Below are 19,237 nucleotides of genomic sequence, written 5' to 3'. Positions count from 1 at the left end.
AGCGGTTCAAATCGCAATTTTATGTTTATCCATCTACTCTCACCATAAAACCTGGTGTATGCTTGTTTATAGACTGTCACATTACCTGCTACGTTGTGCCAGTCTAAGTAGATTCAAGAAAGTCAAAAGTTAATTAGAACTTTACCATGTAGCAAGTTCTAGTTAATTTGGCCTCACTTGTTCCGGTTAGTTCTGTCATAAGACGTGGACAACAGCGCTTTTGGTCACTATAATCTACAGAGACATCTAAATCAGATCTACCCTTACATTGCTCGTAAATCAGGGTAGTCAAAGTTTCATCTACCACACAGGTTGATTCGCTCCCTGACTCGGCGAATTGATGAGAAAAGCCCTGTTTCCGGGTGTGAAGGAGTGAACGCAATTACAACTGCAAAATGACATGCAGTTGTTTCTAAGTAGCTCCACTCAATTAATTGTAAGAAGAAGGAATGGGGGCTTCACCCTAGGCAGGGGGTTCCATCCCCTCCACCCCCGAATCTATCTTCAATTTAATTTTGTCTAGTTACTTAGTGCAGAGGTCATTCTGTCATTTGAGAATACCGCCTGATGGCGGTAGAACCCGCGCAGGTCTAACCCCATGGAAGGTTGAATTGTATGATTGGGCGACTATTAACCGGACGCTACCTGATTCTAGAAAAACTAGGAGCGGGCGGGTTTAGTGAAACCTATCTGGCTCGCGACAAGTATCTTCCCCGTCATCCATTGTGTGTTGTTAAATGTCTCAAACTGTCATCGAATAATGCCATTTCGCAAGAGGCTGCCCAGCATTTGTTTGAAACAGAGGCTTCTGTTCTAGAGCGTTTGGGACAACATCACACTCAAATCCCAACGTTATATGCCTATTGTCATGAGCAAGAGCAGCCTTATTTAGTGCAAGAGTATATTGATGGCGAAAACCTGGGCCGATGGTTTGCCCGCAAACAACGCTTAACTTCCGATGTAGCCATCAAATTGCTGCTAGAACTGCTCCCCGTACTGGACTATCTCTATTCCCATCGAGTCATTCACCGGGATATTAAACCCAGTAATCTGATCCGGCGGCGGCGGGACGGTCGGTTGGTTTTAATTGATTTTGGAGCGGCCTGCTTTCTGCCAGAGGACGAGTCCAGCACAAAACCTGACTGTGATGACCTGGCTCTTGCCATTGGCACTCCAGGTTATATGCCCGATGAGCAACACCTGGGCATGTCCCAATTAAACAGCGATCTGTATGCTTTGGGAATGCTAGTGATTCATATGCTGACAGGGGTTCATCCACGTGAATTTAAGCAGGATTTAATTTCAGGAGAAATCGATTGGCATCGTTATTTATTAGATGACAAATCGGTTGATCCCAAACTGGTTGAGATTCTAGATGGACTGGTGCGTGTGAAATTTAGCGATCGCTACCAGCGACCCGCCGATGTCCTGACTGATCTTCAGACGTTACCCAGCGTAAAAAGTTCCTGGCAGCCAGTGTCAATTTCTGGATGGCGAACAGCCATGCAGAAAACATTTATTCCAGCGGCTGCGGCTCTGCTGCTAGGTGTAGTTGGCGGGCAGTATATCCATGCTCATGGCAAGCAGATTAGAACCCTGCTCACCCAATTTGGGAAGCAGTTCTATCAATCTGAGGTTCGCTTAACCATGGTGCGAGATCTACCAATTCAATCGGGAGTGGAGCGGATGCTGATCACTCCTGACAATCGCAGGCTGATTACGGCAGGGACGGATCATATTTTACGCCTGTGGTCCTTACCGACCGGCAAGGCGATTAAATCTTTCTACGGCCATCGGGCTACTGTGACCTCTTTAGCCACCAGTCGAGATGGAAAGTTATTAGCAAGTGGTAGTGAAGATGGTACGATTCGTGTCTGGGATATGGATTCTGAGCAATCCTTATTGGCCTTTCAGGGGCATCAGCACCCCATCACGGCCATTGCCATCAGCCCGGATCAGCGATCGCTGGTCACAGGTTGTAAGGATGGCAACCTGCGGCGATGGGATATGCAAACCGGAAGCCGGATACAAACTCTGAAGATTCCTGATGCCGAAGTCACTGCTGTGATTTATGGAGCAAAGGCGGACAGTCTCATCAGTGCCAGCAGCGATCGCCAGCTTCAAGTTTGGGATCTTCGCTCCGGGCAATTGCATCGAACCTTTGCCGGACATACCGATGCCATTGTAGCTTTACAGGTTGCCGATGATCACACCCTATACAGCTTTGGCAAAGACCGGGGATTTGTGTGGGATCTGAAGCAGGAAGAATTAGCCCTGGTGTTCCCTGACAAGTCCGCCAATTCGATAACCGCCTCCCTCAGCAAACAAAGTCTTGTAACCGTCCACGATAACGGCAGTATTCGAGTTTGGACCCGGAAAGGAGGACGCCTGGTTCCCAAAGAAGCAGGAACATTGGGACGCAATTTAGATATTGCCCTTAGTCCCAATCATCACTACCTTGTGAGTTTTAGTTCAAATCGACAGTTGCGTGTTTGGCAGATGAACCCGGTTGGGCTGATGAACCCGGTTGGGCTGCGGAGTGTAACTGCCCAGTAGTCACTGACTCCTTACGGTCCGCTCTCACCGCGAATGACCAACGACCTGTAACCAATGACCAAAGATCAGAAGGTGACCCTATGCTGCACAAAGTTTCAGAGAAAACCATGCACCGGGTTCGATGGCTATTGACCCTCGGCTGGTTTTTATTAATTGCTTCACTCTTCTACGACCCAATTACCCCAGCCTGGACTCAACCTGACAATCTGGCAAGTCCATTTCGGGTCAATCCAGATAGTTGTATTCAAATCCGTGAATCCTGTCTACCCCAAACACCCTTTTCCATGAGTGCACTCATGTGGTGGGCAATGATTGTGCCAGCGGCTATTTTTATTCTGTTGGTTTTTGGGCATGAGTTTTGGCGGCGGATTTGCCCCCTCTCCTTTCTCTCTCAACTTCCACGGGCACTGGGTATCCAACGACGGCGTAAGATAGTCGATCCGGTCACTGGCGAAACCCGTTGGGATGTGGTCAGGATTACTGAAAACTCCTGGCTGGGGCGAAATCATCTCTATTTTCAGTTTGGTTTATTTGTCTTAGGGTTGGGCATCCGCATTCTATACATCAATTCCGATCGCATTGCTTTGGGAAGTTTCCTGATTGGCACAATTATTTGTGCAATTTTGATTGGTTATCTGTACGCGGGTAAAAGCTGGTGTCACTACTTCTGCCCAATGGCACCCGTGCAACAGATCTATACCGGTCCGCGATCGCTCCTGGGCAGCCAGACGTATCGCGAGCAGAAGTCAGCCATCACCCAGTCTATGTGCCGCACTGTCGATTCTAAAACCGGCAAGGAGCAAAGCGCTTGCGTAGCCTGTAAAGCAGCCTGTTTTGACATTGATGCCGAAAAAACCTACTGGACCGAATTCAAGAAACCCGGTCGGCGGCTTGTTCAGTATGGCTATCTAGGCATGGTGATTGCCTTCTACCTGTACTATTTCCTCTACGCCGGTAACTGGGATTATTACTTTACCGGGGCATGGACTCACGAAGACGACCAAATTGCTAAGGTCATGGACACTGGTTTCTATATTTACGGCCATGCCATCCCAATTCCCAAAGCGATTGCGGTGTACATCACTTTTGGTGTTTTGATCGCTATTACTCTAGCCATTGGTCTCATTCTAGAAGCTCTCTGCCGCAGATTTGTTGTCTGGCGTGGTCGCCCCGTATCCAAGGAGCAGGCGCAACATCTTGTGTTCACCTTATTTACAGCGGCCTCATTCTGGACTTTCTTTTCCTACGGTGCCCGTCCCTCCCTCAATCGGTTGCCTTACTATCCCCTCCTCGCCTTTAATGCCCTGATTGTTTTAGTGGGTTCAATCTGGCTGTACCGCACCCTCAAACGCACACGGGCCCAGTATGAGCGTGAAAGCATGGCCACCAGCTTACGGCAGCAATTACACAAACTGCCACTTGACTCTAACCTGCTGGGGGGGCGCGACCTGGATGACCTTACACCCGATGAAATCTATACCCTGGTGAAAGTGATGCAAGGAGTTTCTGAACAAATGCGGCTACAAACCTACACCGGAGTTGTCCTGGATTTATTAGAACAGAAAACCACCGATGTTTCTGGCAGTTTTGAGTTTTGCAGGAAGTTGCGGCAAGACTTACAACTTAAAGATTCTGACCACTTTGCCATGATTGAAGCGATCGCTGCCACGAAACCCGAAGTTCTGGTAGCAGCCCAGTCCCATCAGGCAATGAATCACAGCCTTGACACTTCGACCGTAGCAACAACCATTGCCAAACCCCCTCGAAAAGCCACCAGTGGATGAGTGATGGAGTAGGAGGGTAGATGAGTGGATGGGTGGATGAGTAACCAGGTGGATAGGTGATGGAGCAGGGGAGTGATGGAGTGATGGGCTTGTCAATTTTTTGTGGCAAACCTAGAGGGTCGAGGGAATCAGGGTTTCAAGGAGTTAAAACTCGTTTCCAGAACACTACCCCCCCATCTCCCCATGCCCCATCTTCCCATCCCCCCATCTTCCCATCCCTCCATCCCTCCCCCCCTGATCCATCACCGGCTACCCAACCAAGGAGTTAAACGCATGTTGACCCTAAAATCCATTAACTTTGAGCGGCAGCAATTTCAACATCACCACCTGCAACAAACCTATCCCGGACAGACTGAATGGGTGATTGGACGCAGTTCTACCTGTGACCTGGTTCTATCAAGTCCAGAGGTGAGCCGTATTCATGGACGCATTATTTGTATCGATGGTAGCTACTACTTTATTGATATCGGTAGCACCTCAGGTTCTCTTCTTAATGGAAAGGGCGTTCCAGTGAACGAAAAATGCCAGCTTCGCCCTGGTGATTTGCTGCAACTTGGAGAAACATTTTTGTATGTGGAAGAAGTAGCTGCGCCTTCTCTGGAGCCCTCTGTTTCTGAAACCCTTTGCTTCCCCGAAAAACAGTGGACACAGGAAGATTTGCTATGCCGCTGTTGCCGCATTATTGACGAGACGCCAGACGTAAAGACGTTCTATTTTGTTGCCGATCCGCCAGTGATGTTTCGGTATTTGCCAGGGCAGTTTGTCAACCTGGAAGTGCAAATTGACGGTAAGCCTATGACCCGCTCTTACTCTATCTCTTCGTCTCCCTCCCGTCCTTATCACATCAGCCTGACGGTGAAGCGGGTAGCCAGTCCAGCGGATCAACCGGATTTGCCTCCGGGACTGGTTTCTAACTGGTTACATGACCATCTCAAGGAAGGCGATCGCGTCAAGTTTGTTGGCGGTCCACTGGGGCACTTTACCTGTCTACCCAATTTGCCTTCCAAAATGTTGCTGATCTCAGCCGGAAGCGGCATCACACCGATGATGTCCATGACTCGGTGGGTTCAGGATACCCTGGCAGACTGCGACATCATTTTTCTCCATAGTGCCCGCACGCTGGAAGACATCATCTTTCGAGCTGAGTTAGAAGCGATCGCCACCCAGATGCCCAATTTCCATCTGGCAGTGACTGTAACGCAACAATCCGTGGGGCGGTCTTGGATGGGGTTGACGGGGCGAATTTCCGAATCCATGCTGCAACTGGTAGCACCGGATCTACTGGAGCGAGCGGTCTACGTTTGCGGTCCAGCAGGGTTCATGCAGAACATTCGCACATCCCTGGAAGCAATGCAATTCCCAATGCAGAACTACCAGGAAGAAAGCTTTGGTCGCAGAAGGTCAAAATCTGTTCAGGGCGAGCCCACTCCACTCTCCATCTCACAGCCAGAGCCTATTACGGTCATTACCAGTAACGGCAAACGCCCCTATTCAGACAATTCCTCCTCTGAATCTGAAACAGGTGCGCCTGAAATTCATTTCCTGAAATCTGAGCGGAGTGTGGAGGCGGATGGCAGTGCTTCAATTCTGGAAGTTGCCGAGCAAGAAGGCATTGAAATCCGTCATGCCTGCCGGGTTGGTGCCTGTGGTGCATGTAAGGTAAAGATTCTACGGGGAAATGTCCGCTATGACGCTCAACCAACCGCATTGACCAAAACAGATCAGCAGGCTGGTTACGCGCTGGCATGTGTGGCCTATCCAGTGAATCGGTTGGCGATCGAAGCTTAGGTTGTTGAAACAACAAGCATTAATTGTCCCAAGAGAATAGCTAATGCTTGTAACGCTTGCTGGGCAATTGATGCTTGTCAATTTTTTCAGTTGGGCAGTAAGATTTGAAGGCAAATCTTGATCCGACAGAGGCGCGGCAGGATATAGTGCTACCGTACTACAGAGTGATGTCATGCTTGGGGTAAGATTTATTTACACTGAGGTTGAGTGACGGTTGTTCACGATTGAGTTACAGGAAGAACTTCTGGATGTCTGAGATGAAACGGCATGCCATCGATCCTGACTCTCATGCCATCGATCCTACTCTTTAGAGGGGTGCCGCGTTCAGGTGCTGTTCCATTTCAGAGAGCTATAGCGAGAGACGAATCCGATCGTTCGAGCGAATATTGCTCAATATCTGGCAGAGGCGACTGTGTCCCTGGCTCTGTTAGAGGCTGAAGAAGCACTCAAGATTGCCATGTAGAATAACCTTAACAAGAACGATGCGTGATGTTTGGATCACTGGGAAAGTTATTCGTTCACTTCATTTCTTCATCGCCAGCTTAACGTTGGTATTACCAGGATTACAGAGCTGCGATGGAAATTTCGGGAACCCAACTCAGTTGACTTCTCGTGAGCTAGCAGTCGTTGTTAACCAGGCTGACCCCTTAAGTGTTCAAATTGCAGAATACTATCAGCAGCGGCGTCGAATTCCACCTCAGAACATTGTCCGGCTTCGTTTTACACCGTATCGCCCCGTTCTGGCACTCGATGAATTCAAGCGACTCAAAACCGAATTAGATCGCAAAACGCCGGTTCATGTTCAGGGTTTTGCCTTAACCTGGGCTGCGCCTTATCGGGTTGGTTGTATGTCGATTACGGCTGCCTTTGCCTATGGTTTTGATCAACGCTACTGTGCTAAAGGCTGTTCTCCAACCCAGGCAAATCCCTATTTCAACCAGACGGGCAGCAGACCCTACGACGATTTTCAGATACGTCCTGCGATGGCGATCGCAGCCACCAATTTTGCTCAGGCCAAAGCTCTGATCGACCGGGGCGTGGCATCCGATGGAACAAGCCCTGTAGGTACCGCTTATCTGATTGATACTCCAGATCGCGATCGAAACGTCCGTGCTGCTTTCTACCCGGCGATCGCCCACCAGTTTGCTGATCGCTTTTTGATTGAAACGATCAAAACCAAAGCTTTAGAAAATAAATCCGATGTTATGTTTTATTTTACAGGGTTGAGTCAGGTCCCTAAGTTTGAGACAAATCAATTTCGACCAGGAGCTATGGCCGATCACCTGACATCAGCAGGCGGAATGCTAACCGATAGTTTCCAGATGAGTAGCCTGCGTTGGCTAGAGGCAGGGGCTACTGGAAGTTACGGGACGGTTGTTGAACCGTGCAATTTCCCTCAAAAATTTCCCCATCCCGGTATTGCTATGTCCCACTACCTGGCAGGTGAAACTCTTTTGGAAGCCTATTGGAAAAGCGTAGCATGGCCCGGGCAAGGAATTTTTATTGGAGAACCGTTGGCACGACCGTTTGCAGGGAGGGGGTGAAACTCTCTCCCTGGGGACGCAGCCCCAACTCCCCCTTCTTACAATCTCAGTAAGAGACTGGAATGATCAACTTGGTTTGCGAAAAAGGACAACCTCATGGGTTGGCAGAAAAGTCCGCTTAATGCGGGACAGGATGGTAATTGGTAGATCCTGCCGAATCACGCTCATCCTGCGGGCTTTGCGATAGTCTGCATTATGAAACAGCCTGGGCACATACTTGTAACTTCTGACCGGCCTGGCCCAAACTTTCTCAAAATCAGAAAATAACTTTAGGGGGTAGATGCGGCCCCTACCAACCATTTTCAAAGCCTGATACAGCTCGAAGTAGAATAAATACCCTCCCCGGGGGAGTAACTCGTAGATCTGATTGGCCAGAATACGACGCCCTTCGGGTTCTTTAATTGTGGATAAAACTCCCGCCAACGAAACCCAATTGATCCCCTGGCCTGAAAAGACCCTCGGATCACCATCGTAAGCTTCAAACCGAATAGCAGGGTTCAGTTTCCTGGCAAGGTTAATCGCTCCTCCGGTTCTTACATCAACCCCCATAATTTGTTCTGGCTGGAGCCCTAGATCAATATACATACGGCTACTCCGACCGTTACCGCAGCCAATATCCAGAACCTTAAGTTGTGAAAGGGGAATTTGACTGAGTAGCAAAGCTTCCGTAGCAGCATGGTAGATGCTGAGGCGGTAGGCAAGCTCATATTCGGAATGAACCGGATTCCATGTATCTAATTGTCCAGGCTCTAAAAGATCATAATCATCACGAACTTGAGCGACATACTGCGTATCCTGAGTCTTCATTGGATCTCCACTCTGAGAACTGAGAGGTTACATGTATAGCAATCCTTCTTGATATTTGAAGGGGGGTAGGGGTGGAACCCCTGCGTGGGGCTTTGCCCCCACCCTCCTTGTTCACAAACTATTTGTGAACGCTATAGCTACGGGATGGTTTGGGAAGATACTATCAGTTGAACATTTTCTTAACCTTAATCATTTGCTATAAAAAGATTAATAACTGGTTAGATTGTGAGAATGATGTTGGATGCGACCAACTTAGGACTACCGCCTGGCTACATCTCCTCCATCAATAACCTGCCCATCTTTTGATACTCCCGTTGGGTTGCCCGGATAAGATGCTTCATTGTCACAATGCCGCCATCGCTTGCTGCCAAAAAAGCGGCTGCCAGAGCAATATTGCGAATATTAGCTCCACTAATTTCAAATCGCCGCGCCATTATCCTAAAATCTAGATCTGGACTACAGGGTGTTTTATCCGGCAAAATCCGTTCCCAAATGCAAAGCCGTTCCTGTTCATTGGGTAAGGGGAAATCAATCACAAAGCGCAATCGGCGTATAAAGGCATCATCCATATTGCTGCGCAAATTCATTGTCAAAATTGCGATCCCCTCGTACTCTTCCATCTTTTGTAAGAGATAACCAATTTCAATATTGGCGTAGCGATCGTGGGCATCCTGCACTTCTGAACGCTTGCCAAATAAAGCATCTGCCTCATCAAACAAAAGAATGGCATTTGAACTGGTGGCAGCAGCAAAGATACGATCCAGGTTCTTTTCAGTTTCGCCAATGTATTTGTCACCAGCCACTGCGTATTGACAGCCTGGGGAACTGCTTCGATCGTCTTCCAACTCGTACCATTCCAAAAAGACCAGGTAATGGGTAGCGTTGCCAGTTCCGCTGCCTGGGGAGAATCAATCTTGAGTGTTGCGGTTTTGACCCCTGGCAGAGTGAATAGTTCATCGCAGGCCAGGTAGAGACTGTATTCAATTGCCTGATCGGCCCTGAACGCGGAAAAGGCAACCTCTGCCTCTCCGGTCGCCGACTGGGTGCGATCGTTGTAGGAAACTGTCGCAGGCTGATGCACAAAGACCGCCTGTAGTTGTGCTGTCGTCACGAGCAGATCGCGTTCCGTCTCAAACACGACCTCTGCCGCGTCTCCTTCCGCAGGGGGAGCGGCAACGGAAGTTTGAGCTGGAACCAGCCCGTCTTCGATACTGCCCTCGGCCAGGTAAAAGGTGAGATACTGCCCTCGGCCAGGTAAAAGGTGAGCGGTACCCGCGCTGGTTGGGGTGGCAAAATTTGAGTGCCAATCAGGTCCAGAAAGGCCAGGAAGTTTTTGTCTGATACCTGGTTGAGGCGATCACGCACCATCATTGCCAGGTGGCTGAAAATGCGGATCAGTGCCCAACCAGCGTCAGGCGTCACCTTCACCCTGATCCGGTTGATTCCCTGAACCTGGCTAACCCGTTGAATGTGTTCGGCTAGATTGAGATTAACCAATGTACCCCGGACGGCGATCGGCTGGTCGGGCTTCTCTGGATTTGGAATCTCCTGATCCAGGACCTGCCCCATCAACGCTTCCACCGTCGGTTCGACCTCGATCGCCCCCGGATTGGCTCTGACTTTCACCCAGGCCAGATTTGGAGTCTGGCTAATTCGCTCGGCCAGCGACGCATTAATTGGGGTTCCCTGTACCGCAATCAGTTGCTGAGTAGCTGGATCGACCAGATCCTGACTCAAAATTCGTCCACTCAGCGCAGCAATGGTGGGTCTAACCTGGTTGGTTCCAGGCGCATACCATCCCCCCGTCACCTTCACCCGGTTTAAACCCTCAAGCTGGCTAATTTGTTGCGCCAGCGCCAGGCTCACCACATTTCCAGGAGTGGCGATCGCGCCCATTCCAGCCCGCACCTCCTGATCAAGTGTACGCCCCAGGAGAGCGGCGATCGTCGGTTCCACCTCACTGGTAAAGCCCTGCGTAAAATATTCCGCCAACATCGCCACCTGAGCAACGATGTCGTCATAGGAGCGCGGGTCAATTTTGGGGGGCAAAGGCGGCATAGAGCTACTCAAGATAGAACGGGTAAACCAGGTTAAACCGATTATTCGTCGTGCGCACCTGATAGTTGATTTGAATCAGCAATCGACCGGGTAAATCGAGATCCGGAAACACATCAACACTCAGTAGATCAATTCGCGGTTCCCACTGAATTAGTGCTTGATTCACGGCATTACTCAACTGGCCAATCGTTGCTGCACTGTTTAACGCAAATACGAGATCATGAATGCCACAACCAAAATCTGGACGCATCAACCGCTCTCCATGAGCCGTACTGAGAATCATCCAAATTGACTGACGCACCGCTTCTTCGTAGTGCGCCATTTCAACCTGTCCATTTGAGTTCAGACTAACAGGAGAAGTCCATCCAACACCAAGAAAATCAGTAGACATAGGGGTTTGGTTGTTAGTTGTTAGTTGTTAGTCGTGAGGGGGGCGTTGCTGAAAAGCAGTATGAATCGAAACGAAGCTTCAAGCATACAGCATCCATTTCATACCCAGATTCAGCAATGCCAGGGGGGATAGGGGGATAGGAGGATGGAGAGATGGGGAGGTGGGGTGGAGAGTTTTGAGTTTTCACCATACACCGCACACCTCTCCAACTACTAACAACCAACCACTAACAACTAAGCTTCACTCCCTCACCCCTCTCTCCTTACCCCCACGCCCCATTCCCTCTCCTGGCTCCTGGCTTCTTTCTTCTTCCCTAAATCCCCTTCACCCTGGTCTGAGCGATAATCACCGTAAGTGAGGTTCCGGTTGGAAAGCAGGTGGATTGGCTGTCTCTCAGTAAGACAGGTTGTCCCATGATTTTGACACGGGTTGCGGCGGTGCTCCAGGTAGCGAAGGCGCAGGGCCCAACGTTAGTGGGTGGGGGGGATTGGTGCAGCCCGCAATGGTAGAAGGGAGAATCTGGAGCACAACAGCTTGACCCATCACCTTGACTCTGGGAAAGAGGGGAGTGAGTTGGGCCTGCCCACCGTGGGCACAAAGTACAGTTGCTCCCTGATGGAGTAAAAACCCTGGCATTTTTAAGTCACCTCCAAGGCACCGTTGTTAATTTTCACCCCTGCCATACACTCAATGCCAATTCCACTGTTTGCCTTAATATTGCAGTTTTGTTTTGCGTTGATAGATAGATTCTGACAATCGATTTCTAAATCTCCTTTACTACTTTTGAGGCTGATTTTGCCTCCAGTTTCAATTGTCAACTCCTCTCCAACCTTAATCATCATGGATTTTTTACTGGAATCAATGATGATTTCATTTTTTTGAGATTTATCACGGATGGTAATCATTTCTTCGTCCTGGGTATCGTCGAGAAGGATGACATGACCGCTGCGTGATTTCAGCATGCGTTGATTGTTCTTCCCATCCTGATTGGTGACAGGAGGTTTGTCTTTGCCATTCCATAGCGCTCCCAAGATGTAGGGAAAGCGAATATCGCCGTGTTCAAAGGCAACCACCACTTCACAACCAACTTCGGGTAGAAAGTACAACCCGTATTGATTACCTGCCATTGCAGCCATTACCCTGGCCCAGTAACTTTCATCCTGCTCTGAGCGCCAGGGAAATTTGACTTTAACCCGTCCCAATCCCTCCGGATCCTTATTGTTCGTCACCACGCCGATGGTGATGCCATAGACGCGATCGCGCTCTCCCGGTGACGCATTTCCTAGCAGCACATCCATGCCTATCATGTTGCCGTTCTCCTTACCGTAAATTCAGTGCGGTAGCCTTCGTCATTTGTAAACGTGTGGGTGGCAGTAGTGACGTAATACAGTCCGCTGAACCGCTGACCCACACCCTTAATCTCGATCACACTACCCGCCCGCAAACTGGCATTGCCCAGGCAGGTACCTTCTCCGGTGATATACGCTAGCGATCGCTCATTGAACTGTCCCAGTGCCATTTGATCGGCTTCAGCCTTGCTCTGAACAGGTTGGTTGTTAACGGTATGGAGAGCGGTACCGAACATCCTTTGCACAGCCTTTGCACCACTGGTGAATCCACCCATCAGAGAAGCTTCATTGCCAGCCCTGGCTTTGCCAATGATGACTTGCTTGTTCTTAACATCCCATCCTCGAACTTCTACATGAGAAGTCTGGGTTAAACTGCTAAGACGGGGAAAAAACTCTAGAAGATTGGATTCGAAATTTAGTGATAGCGGGAGTGATTTTTGAGTGTCATGCTGGTGGGGTTGAAAGTAAAGGGTTTTGTTTCCTACCCAGACTTCGTAGCCGATGCGTTGGGCCTGTTCTTGCAAAAATTCCAGATCGGTCTGATTGTGCTGCATCACATAATCCAGCACGATCTTCGTATCTTTTGTTTTCGCAACTAACCCCCGCTGACTGGCAATCTGTTGGGCGATCGCACTATCTTTCATTTGGGTGAATGAGCGGGTTTGGCGTCCGTATAGCAGGCGATGACGGAGATCATGTCCCCGTACAACCAGCTTTGGAGGTGCTTCTCGAGAAAACTCTGGTTCCAGCCCGGTAATTTCAGCAGAGATGACTGGTTTGAGTCGATTACTATAGCCCATCGAAACATCGACCGAGGTCCCAATCCCCAATAAAGAGCTATCAGACCAGGTGATTTTGTGATTAATCACATCAAAATTAGCGAGGTGGATTTCCACCATACTGGGTGATTCCAGGTCTTGCGTCACGGTTACCTGCTCGATAGCCAGCGACAATTCTAGATTAGAAGTTCCGTTAATCCGGACAGCGATCGCGGGCAGGCTGGTATCTTCAAATAGCGCACTGGCAAACATTAGTACCCACCTCCCACTCGTGTCATCTGGACGAAAGGGAGGAACAGTCAGGCGTTGCCCCGGAGCAATCTGACGGGGATTGTCCATCTGATTGGCTTTAGCAATCAATCGCCACTGGGCTGGATCGTCAAATTCCTCCGCTGCAATACTGCAAAACTCAGATCTTGCACCATTATCGATAAGCCCAATTAGGCAAGGATTTGAGAACAATTTCAAACCCATACTGTGCGGCAATATCTGCACTGATGCGGATCTGCCTGAGCAACTGGAACCACACAATCAAGGGAAATAAAGTTTCAAAGGCTAAACGACAAGTTGTTTTCCAATGGAGCACAGGTGGACATGACCATTGGTCAATCCAATGGGCTAACAGATAGGCAATCAACGACAGAATCAACCAGCGATACACCCCTAACTTCGTGCTCTGACCAAAGCAATGCAAGCCAAACTGGTGCTTGGCGGTCTTAAAGAAACCTTCGATGGCCCAACGCTTGCGCCCCAACCGGACGAGATACACCCCAGAGTAAGGATAGGTAGAAACCACAAAACGCAATTCTCGTTTGCCATCCGCCCGTTTGAGCCAAAACCAGGACACCGTGAGCGGATAATCGATGCCCTCCAGGTAAACTTGTAAACCTAGCTGGGCATGACGATACAAGTTTTTGAGACAGCGACCGTCTTGCAATTTACGGTTGCTGCGCATGCCCACCACCGGTCGCCAGGAGCGTTGGCGCACCGCCTTGAGAAACTCTACTGTGCCAAATTCCGTATCCGCTTGCACCAGCACGATTCTGCCCTTGACCAAGGACTTGGGCACCGTGGCTAACAACTTGATGGCCAATTGGACTGGACTGGGATGTCCCTTACCCCGCCAGACCCGAAAACTCCAGGGCACTCGCCATTCGCCCACCACCAGATAAAGCACCACCAGATGGAGTCCGCGTTTCCCGTTCAGCATCCGCACCCACGGGTCAGGCGCATGGGGGGCATCGGTCGGGGTACTCAACTGCCAAAACTGACCCGTCTTTTTTAGGGTCGTCAAGTCAATCAAGACCCGGATGGGACTGCCGTGGTGAGGGAGATGGTGAGCGATTTGCTCTAGAATAGCCCGCCGAGTTGTTTGAATCACCCGTCGGGTAGACCAGGTGTAGCGATTGAGAAATCGCCTTAACGAACTGGCTGATTTCACGGGCGTGTGTTCAGGTAAGGCATGACCTTGAGCATCTAGAAATAGCCCCAATAGAGCATTGAGACTGGCCTTTTGATAGGCACTAGGCATCAGGCATAAGAGGCTATACACTAGCCCTTGGGCGTGTTGAAGGATGGTTTCCATGACCGTCTTCTTTTTACTACTACGCCCTTTTTTTCAGATTTTGGTTCTTTGGGCAACCCCTATTGAGACTGGTGCAAGATCTCAGTTAGCCACCAGGCTTAGGATGGGGTGCAGGGGTTCCACCCCTGGCTGGGGGCATAGCCCCCAACCCCCCTTAAAACCAATGTCCCAAGCAACCTGGCGACAGCCATAATATTCAATCTCCTGACGGGCATCTTTACCTCAATTTCTATCCACCCACAGACTTTCTCATTACGGGGCGACTGCTTGATAGAATGTGACGAAACGACCATAACAATCCTTTTCCAGGGAGAACTTCCAGGGAGAACACAGATTGAGGAAAAGCTACTATGACGCAGTTGACCGGGCAGACCAGGACTGAGCCTGACATCTCAGGTCTTGAGACGGAGCTTTCAAACCAGAGTCCACAAAAAATTCTTGAACGTGCGTTGAGTCTGTTTGACAACATCGCCATTTCCTTTAGTGGTGCCGAGGATGTCGTCTTGATTGACATGGCCTACCGAATGAATCGAGCAGTGAAAGTGTTTAGCCTCGATACAGGACGGCTCCATCCAGAAACTTATCAATTTATTGATCGCGTCCGCAAACACTACGGGATTGAGATTGAAATTATGTTTCCCGATGCTGCTCAGGTAGAAGCGCTAGTCAGGGCAAAAGGGCTCTTTAGCTTTTATGAAGATGGTCACAAGGAATGCTGTGATATTCGTAAAGTCGCGCCGCTGCGCCGTAAGTTATCTACACTCGATGCCTGGATTACTGGTCAGCGTAAGGATCAAAATCCCTCTACCCGTGCCAGCGTTCCAGTAGTTCAGGTGGATACCGCCTTTTCCAGTGGCGATCGCCCCTTAATCAAATTCAATCCCCTTTCTAACTGGACCTCCGCTGATGTCTGGATGTATATCCGTTCCTACGAAGTCCCCTACAATGCTCTCCATGAAAGGGGCTTCATTAGTATCGGTTGCGAACCCTGCACCCGCCCAGTTTTACCTAACCAGCACGAACGGGAAGGCCGCTGGTGGTGGGAAGATGCGGGCAAGAAAGAATGTGGTTTACACGCTATCAATCAAACCCAGCCATAGGAACCGGGGGATGGGGAGATAGAGAGATGAGAGAATTGATCTTTTCCCATCAGCTCAGGGCAGTGTCATTGTCGTCAAAAAATTCTACATCAGTTTTACCCATTCCCCGTGAATGGCCGTCCTCTCACCCGCCGGAACCTGCCAGTAAGCCTCAAGTCCTCGTTCGACGATTGTTGGTTAATCGCCTGAGCATTAACTGGATCATTCATAAGACATAAATCACAACTTCCTGATTTTCAGTCAAGATTTCATAGTCTTAAGTCAGTGCTTGTGCATTTTCTAACCAACTCCAAGTCTGTTCGACAATCCAGTGCTAAGGGGGCTAGTGAAAACCTTAGGGCACTCTCTAGACACTGATTGATTTCTACTTCGATGCTCCGCTCTTCAGTGCCAAATGCATTGCTAATCAGAGTTTTCAAAGTTCTGTAGTACCCTTCGTCTGCCAGCACTTTCGCAATCCACTCATATATAGCGGTAGTCATTGTGGTTAGGACAGGGTGTAGGGGTGGAACCCCTGGCTAGGGGCGAAGCCCCCACTCCCTTTCTAATTCCAATGTCCTAAGGCACCTGCGTAGAGCTATATCTCTAGCACCTAAATTCAACAACGCTGAAATTTGTAACAATTACCAGAAATCATTCATTTACCTGTCTTCAGATTTGAGTTAATTAAACCTAAAACCTCGGTAAGTTATGATCCCACATTTTTCTAATTCGCGATTTTTCATTTCCTATAGAACATCTGCTTCACACCTATTTACAAACACCTTCTCATCAGATAGCAAGTAAGCGCCGTGTACATTCCGCCAGCAGGCAGGCGGTTGCATCCCTCTGCCTGTAACCACCTACCTGTAACCACCTAAACGAGATCGACTAATCTTTCAGATTCACCGTAGGCTCCTCTGCTTCCGCTCCGACTGGCTGTCTTGCGCCCAATGACCCAAAATCTTGCTTTACGCAGCAGCCATTTATCTGGGCTTGCGCACTCGTTACTGATGTGTCATCTTGGGTAACGAAGGTCAGTTTGACTGTGTTCCCATCTCTCTTGAGACAATTACAGGGGATATTAATTACTTTTGTAACCGTACCACCTTGATTCGTCGGATTGTCGTAGATCCAACCGTACATTTGCCCGCAAATATTTTTATCCTTGTATATGTACCATTTATCATTGCTTGCATTTGCCTGACTATGAGTGGGATCCAATGCTGGTAGAAGCGCTTTGAACTTGAGGATCAAGCGAGCATTGGTGCACTGACAACATTGGTTGTTAGGAACCTTAAATTGAAAGGTATGACGAAAGACCTTGTCAGGGGTCGTACCGCCAAAGTTGGGTTCTGGGTTGGTTGGGCTAATGAGGCTTGGTGGAAGTTGCGTTCCATCCACTGTTGCCGTTACCGGCGGAGGTGCGGTCTCTGTGAGCGTAACAGGATATGGGCATGGACGAGGACGTACCTGGTCTACAGGAGGCGGTGTTATGGGACGCGGGACTGCTCTTTTTAGCTCTGCAATGCCGTCGAGTGCCGGGATGCTGCCTGCTAGACTTCTGGTGGCATCCAGACTTGGACCTCTTTTGTTCTCTTGTGCTAATGCGGAACTGCTAACCACTGCCGAGATCGTTAGCAATAAAGCCGTTAGTACGCATGTAGGTTTGCTGTTTGCGTGTTGAGGCGGTGCGAAATGAATTCTAGGCATCGTATTCCTCCTATGAATGTTCGCAAATGATTTACCTTCTACCTTCCTTACGCACTGTATATGTGCGGGGGAAGCACTGAATAAATCATTCGTTATGAATCATTCGTTGTGTATGTGCATCACTGCGTTGGGCGATGAAGGGTACAGCCGACGCTTCGTGGTTTCCAACAACGAATTTGATTTGAGGTAATTAGTGAACTTTGCTGAGCTAGTAGTTAATTATACAATATACCGATGCAGAGCTGCCAACGAATTCGATTTGAGGTAGTCGGTGAACCAGGTCTTCTCCTCGCTGTCTACGTTCCTGTAAAACAGTTTCCAACTAATCCGATTTGAGGTAATTTCCGATTTGAGGTAATTGGTGAATCCACCCTGAATGAAGCCTTGCCTGGAGTGTACTCCAGCGGCTGAATCTCCACAATCAGGTTTGCACCCTTATCATACACTGAAACCTGAACTATCAGAGTCTCCAAAAGCCTTGTCCTGTCAGGATTTTCCACAATAAAACGAGAGGACAGGGGATCTGGCTGATCCGCGGATTGTGAAGGCAGGTAACGTTTCTATCAGGAAAATGGTGTTGCTGAATTTGGGTATGCAATAGGTGCTGTATGCTCGAAATTTCGTTTCGATTCATACTGCTTTTCAGCAACACCCAGAAAAACCTTAAATGATGTAAACATCTGGTGGTTTTCTGGGGGTGGACTGCCAATCGTTAAAACCTGGGAAACGGATTTCTGAGAAATCCAATAAAATCAAACACTATCTTCTTCAGGCTTCACCCGGTGCCTCACTTTTTGATACAACTTTCGCATCTCATCCAAGCTTAAGAAACACTCAAATACTGAAGTATTGCATGCGCCGACTGTAACCTTCTAGAAAGTTAGAGGGTAGTGCCGTGCTGATTGAGTAGAACGATCGCCCACATGACACCCAATGATTTCACGACTTGCTCGATCCATCGCGAGCCAGACCCACTGCTTATTGCCTTTTTCATCCACCAATGACCACAACTCATCCATCTGCACTACCGGTCGAGTCGTTGGTTTGACCACTACTTTTGCTTGCTGAGGTACCTTGGCGTAGCAATCATTCACCTACTGTTGCAACCAACTCTTGGACAATTGCAGCACTCGTGCAATCCCTGCTAGGGGAATGCGTTCGAGCAACAGTCGCTCGATCAACGCACAGGTGTCTTTATCTTTCGGTTGCCATTGGGGATTCTCCACAAACTGACGACCCCAATCGCGACACTTGTAGTTCTGTTTGCCTCGACGGGTAGTACCGTTTTTCATGATGTCATCGAAACCGCAGGTCTGGCAGAGGAGATATGGCTTCATGATGGATCCGGTCTATCATTAGGTGCACAATCAAGGTGCACAATCAGGGTTCATCTATGATGACCATTCCTGATTTTCTCTACTCTTTATAAAAGAGTACTACCACTAACCGCAATGCTTGCACTTGTAGCATTGTTTGCCTCGTCGATGTCCGTTTTTAGAGGTCTGAGTAGAGTTACACTGAAAACATTTCGTATTCACATTACACCAAATCTATTATTACCCTTTCAGCAACGCCCCAGAATTATAAGTTCATGGCAATGACAAACTGATAATCAACTTGTTGCAAAACAATGAGTAAATATAGCGGTAGTCATTATGGTTAGGGACGGGGTGCAGGGGTTCCACCCCTGGCTGGGGGCGAAGCCCCCACTCCCTCTCTAATTCCAATGTCCTAACCCACCTGTGTAGAGCTATAACTCGACAAAATTAAATTGAAGATAGATTCGGGGTGGAGGGGGTGGAAC

General features: G+C 49.0%; 17 protein-coding genes. 5 read left to right on the top strand and 12 right to left on the bottom strand.

Translation table 11 applies throughout. From position 1 onward, the window contains the following. The first annotated feature begins 615 nt into the window (after positions 1 to 615). The 4 genes from P4D80_RS08765 (at position 616) to P4D80_RS08750 (ending at position 7,672) form a co-directional block, all read left to right on the top strand. On the top strand, positions 616 to 2,556 hold the full coding sequence (locus P4D80_RS08765; RefSeq protein WP_421658683.1) for a protein kinase domain-containing protein: 1,941 nt from the start codon (positions 616 to 618) through the stop codon (positions 2,554 to 2,556). Between the two features lie 80 nt (positions 2,557 to 2,636). Beyond that, on the top strand, positions 2,637 to 4,340 hold the full coding sequence (locus tag P4D80_RS08760) for a hypothetical protein (protein ID WP_421658682.1): 1,704 nt from the start codon (positions 2,637 to 2,639) through the stop codon (positions 4,338 to 4,340). A 273-nt stretch (positions 4,341 to 4,613) separates the two neighbouring features. Next, a complete protein-coding gene (locus tag P4D80_RS08755; protein ID WP_421658681.1) occupies positions 4,614 to 6,128 on the top strand; it encodes an FHA domain-containing protein in 1,515 nt (504 codons plus the stop codon). A gap of 602 nt (positions 6,129 to 6,730) precedes the next feature. Then, positions 6,731 to 7,672 carry a TIGR03790 family protein gene (locus P4D80_RS08750; protein WP_421658679.1) on the top strand — a complete coding sequence of 314 codons (942 nt, stop codon included), beginning with the start codon at positions 6,731 to 6,733 and terminating at the stop codon, positions 7,670 to 7,672. Positions 7,673 to 7,738: 66 nt separating this feature from the next. Here P4D80_RS08750 and P4D80_RS08745 read toward each other — a convergent pair whose 3' ends face one another. From P4D80_RS08745 to P4D80_RS08710, 8 genes are all read right to left on the bottom strand, one after another. Next, complete coding sequence (locus tag P4D80_RS08745) at positions 7,739 to 8,479, bottom strand: class I SAM-dependent methyltransferase (protein WP_421658677.1); 741 nt, start codon at positions 8,477 to 8,479, stop codon at positions 7,739 to 7,741. Between the two features lie 269 nt (positions 8,480 to 8,748). Then, positions 8,749 to 9,282 carry an ATP-binding protein gene (locus P4D80_RS08740; protein ID WP_421658676.1) on the bottom strand — a complete coding sequence of 178 codons (534 nt, stop codon included), beginning with the start codon at positions 9,280 to 9,282 and terminating at the stop codon, positions 8,749 to 8,751. A 304-nt stretch (positions 9,283 to 9,586) separates the two neighbouring features. Next, a complete protein-coding gene (locus tag P4D80_RS08735; RefSeq protein ID WP_421658674.1) occupies positions 9,587 to 10,537 on the bottom strand; it encodes a hypothetical protein in 951 nt (316 codons plus the stop codon). A 4-nt stretch (positions 10,538 to 10,541) separates the two neighbouring features. Continuing rightward, positions 10,542 to 10,928, bottom strand: coding sequence for a GPW/gp25 family protein (locus tag P4D80_RS08730; RefSeq protein ID WP_421658672.1), 387 nt, complete (start codon positions 10,926 to 10,928; stop codon positions 10,542 to 10,544). A 393-nt stretch (positions 10,929 to 11,321) separates the two neighbouring features. Next, positions 11,322 to 11,564: a hypothetical protein gene (locus P4D80_RS08725; RefSeq protein ID WP_421658671.1), complete on the bottom strand. Its 243-nt coding sequence runs from the start codon at positions 11,562 to 11,564 to the stop codon at positions 11,322 to 11,324. 2 nt (positions 11,565 to 11,566) lie between these two features. Next, a complete protein-coding gene (locus P4D80_RS08720) occupies positions 11,567 to 12,235 on the bottom strand; it encodes a phage baseplate assembly protein V (RefSeq protein ID WP_421658670.1) in 669 nt (222 codons plus the stop codon). Further along, positions 12,232 to 13,530 carry a contractile injection system protein, VgrG/Pvc8 family gene (locus P4D80_RS08715; RefSeq protein WP_421658669.1) on the bottom strand — a complete coding sequence of 433 codons (1,299 nt, stop codon included), beginning with the start codon at positions 13,528 to 13,530 and terminating at the stop codon, positions 12,232 to 12,234. The genes P4D80_RS08720 and P4D80_RS08715 overlap by 4 nt, the downstream gene beginning before the upstream one ends. Beyond that, complete coding sequence (locus P4D80_RS08710) at positions 13,481 to 14,587, bottom strand: transposase (RefSeq protein ID WP_421658668.1); 1,107 nt, start codon at positions 14,585 to 14,587, stop codon at positions 13,481 to 13,483. Before P4D80_RS08710 ends, P4D80_RS08715 begins: the two co-directional genes overlap by 50 nt. Positions 14,588 to 14,991: 404 nt before the next feature. On the opposite strand from P4D80_RS08710, the gene P4D80_RS08705 reads away from it, so the two are divergent. After that, positions 14,992 to 15,741, top strand: coding sequence for a phosphoadenylyl-sulfate reductase (locus P4D80_RS08705; RefSeq protein WP_421658666.1), 750 nt, complete (start codon positions 14,992 to 14,994; stop codon positions 15,739 to 15,741). An 870-nt stretch (positions 15,742 to 16,611) separates the two neighbouring features. On the opposite strand, the gene P4D80_RS08700 is transcribed toward P4D80_RS08705, so the two are convergent. The 4 genes from P4D80_RS08700 to P4D80_RS08685 form a co-directional block, all read right to left on the bottom strand. Then, positions 16,612 to 17,124 (bottom strand): hypothetical protein, encoded by a 513-nt coding sequence (locus P4D80_RS08700; RefSeq protein ID WP_421658665.1) that lies wholly within the window; start codon positions 17,122 to 17,124, stop codon positions 16,612 to 16,614. 1,181 nt (positions 17,125 to 18,305) lie between these two features. Continuing rightward, entirely contained in the window at positions 18,306 to 18,527 is a 222-nt protein-coding gene (locus tag P4D80_RS08695; RefSeq protein ID WP_421658664.1) for an IS1 family transposase, read from the bottom strand. Further along, positions 18,528 to 18,770 (bottom strand): transposase-like zinc-binding domain-containing protein, encoded by a 243-nt coding sequence (locus tag P4D80_RS08690; RefSeq protein WP_421658662.1) that lies wholly within the window; start codon positions 18,768 to 18,770, stop codon positions 18,528 to 18,530. It abuts the gene before it with no gap. 105 nt (positions 18,771 to 18,875) lie between these two features. Beyond that, entirely contained in the window at positions 18,876 to 18,971 is a 96-nt protein-coding gene (locus P4D80_RS08685; protein ID WP_421658661.1) for a transposase-like zinc-binding domain-containing protein, read from the bottom strand. Positions 18,972 to 19,237: the final 266 nt, after the last annotated feature.

The sequence above is a fragment of the Leptothermofonsia sp. ETS-13 genome (genome assembly GCF_049200465.1).
Taxonomy (GTDB): Bacteria; Cyanobacteriota; Cyanobacteriia; order Leptolyngbyales; family Leptolyngbyaceae; genus Leptothermofonsia.
The sequence above is the reverse complement of the archived record's forward strand: the minus strand, read 5'-3'. Positions and strand labels throughout refer to the sequence as shown.

Bases quoted from the DNA above. Each gene is read 5' to 3' on its own strand.
- P4D80_RS08710 (WP_421658668.1), bottom strand. From the start codon at position 14,587: ATGCCTAGTGCCTATCAAAAGGCCAGTCTCAATGCTCTATTGGGGCTA.
- P4D80_RS08765 (WP_421658683.1), top strand. From the start codon at position 616: ATGATTGGGCGACTATTAACCGGACGCTACCTGATTCTAGAAAAACTA.
- P4D80_RS08755 (WP_421658681.1), top strand. From the start codon at position 4,614: ATGTTGACCCTAAAATCCATTAACTTTGAGCGGCAGCAATTTCAACAT.
- P4D80_RS08720 (WP_421658670.1), bottom strand. From the start codon at position 12,235: ATGATAGGCATGGATGTGCTGCTAGGAAATGCGTCACCGGGAGAGCGC.
- P4D80_RS08760 (WP_421658682.1), top strand. From the start codon at position 2,637: ATGCTGCACAAAGTTTCAGAGAAAACCATGCACCGGGTTCGATGGCTA.
- P4D80_RS08745 (WP_421658677.1), bottom strand. From the start codon at position 8,479: ATGAAGACTCAGGATACGCAGTATGTCGCTCAAGTTCGTGATGATTAT.
- P4D80_RS08715 (WP_421658669.1), bottom strand. From the start codon at position 13,530: ATGGGTTTGAAATTGTTCTCAAATCCTTGCCTAATTGGGCTTATCGAT.
- P4D80_RS08735 (WP_421658674.1), bottom strand. From the start codon at position 10,537: ATGCCGCCTTTGCCCCCCAAAATTGACCCGCGCTCCTATGACGACATC.
- P4D80_RS08725 (WP_421658671.1), bottom strand. From the start codon at position 11,564: ATGCCAGGGTTTTTACTCCATCAGGGAGCAACTGTACTTTGTGCCCAC.
- P4D80_RS08730 (WP_421658672.1), bottom strand. From the start codon at position 10,928: ATGTCTACTGATTTTCTTGGTGTTGGATGGACTTCTCCTGTTAGTCTG.
- P4D80_RS08690 (WP_421658662.1), bottom strand. From the start codon at position 18,770: ATGAAGCCATATCTCCTCTGCCAGACCTGCGGTTTCGATGACATCATG.
- P4D80_RS08705 (WP_421658666.1), top strand. From the start codon at position 14,992: ATGACGCAGTTGACCGGGCAGACCAGGACTGAGCCTGACATCTCAGGT.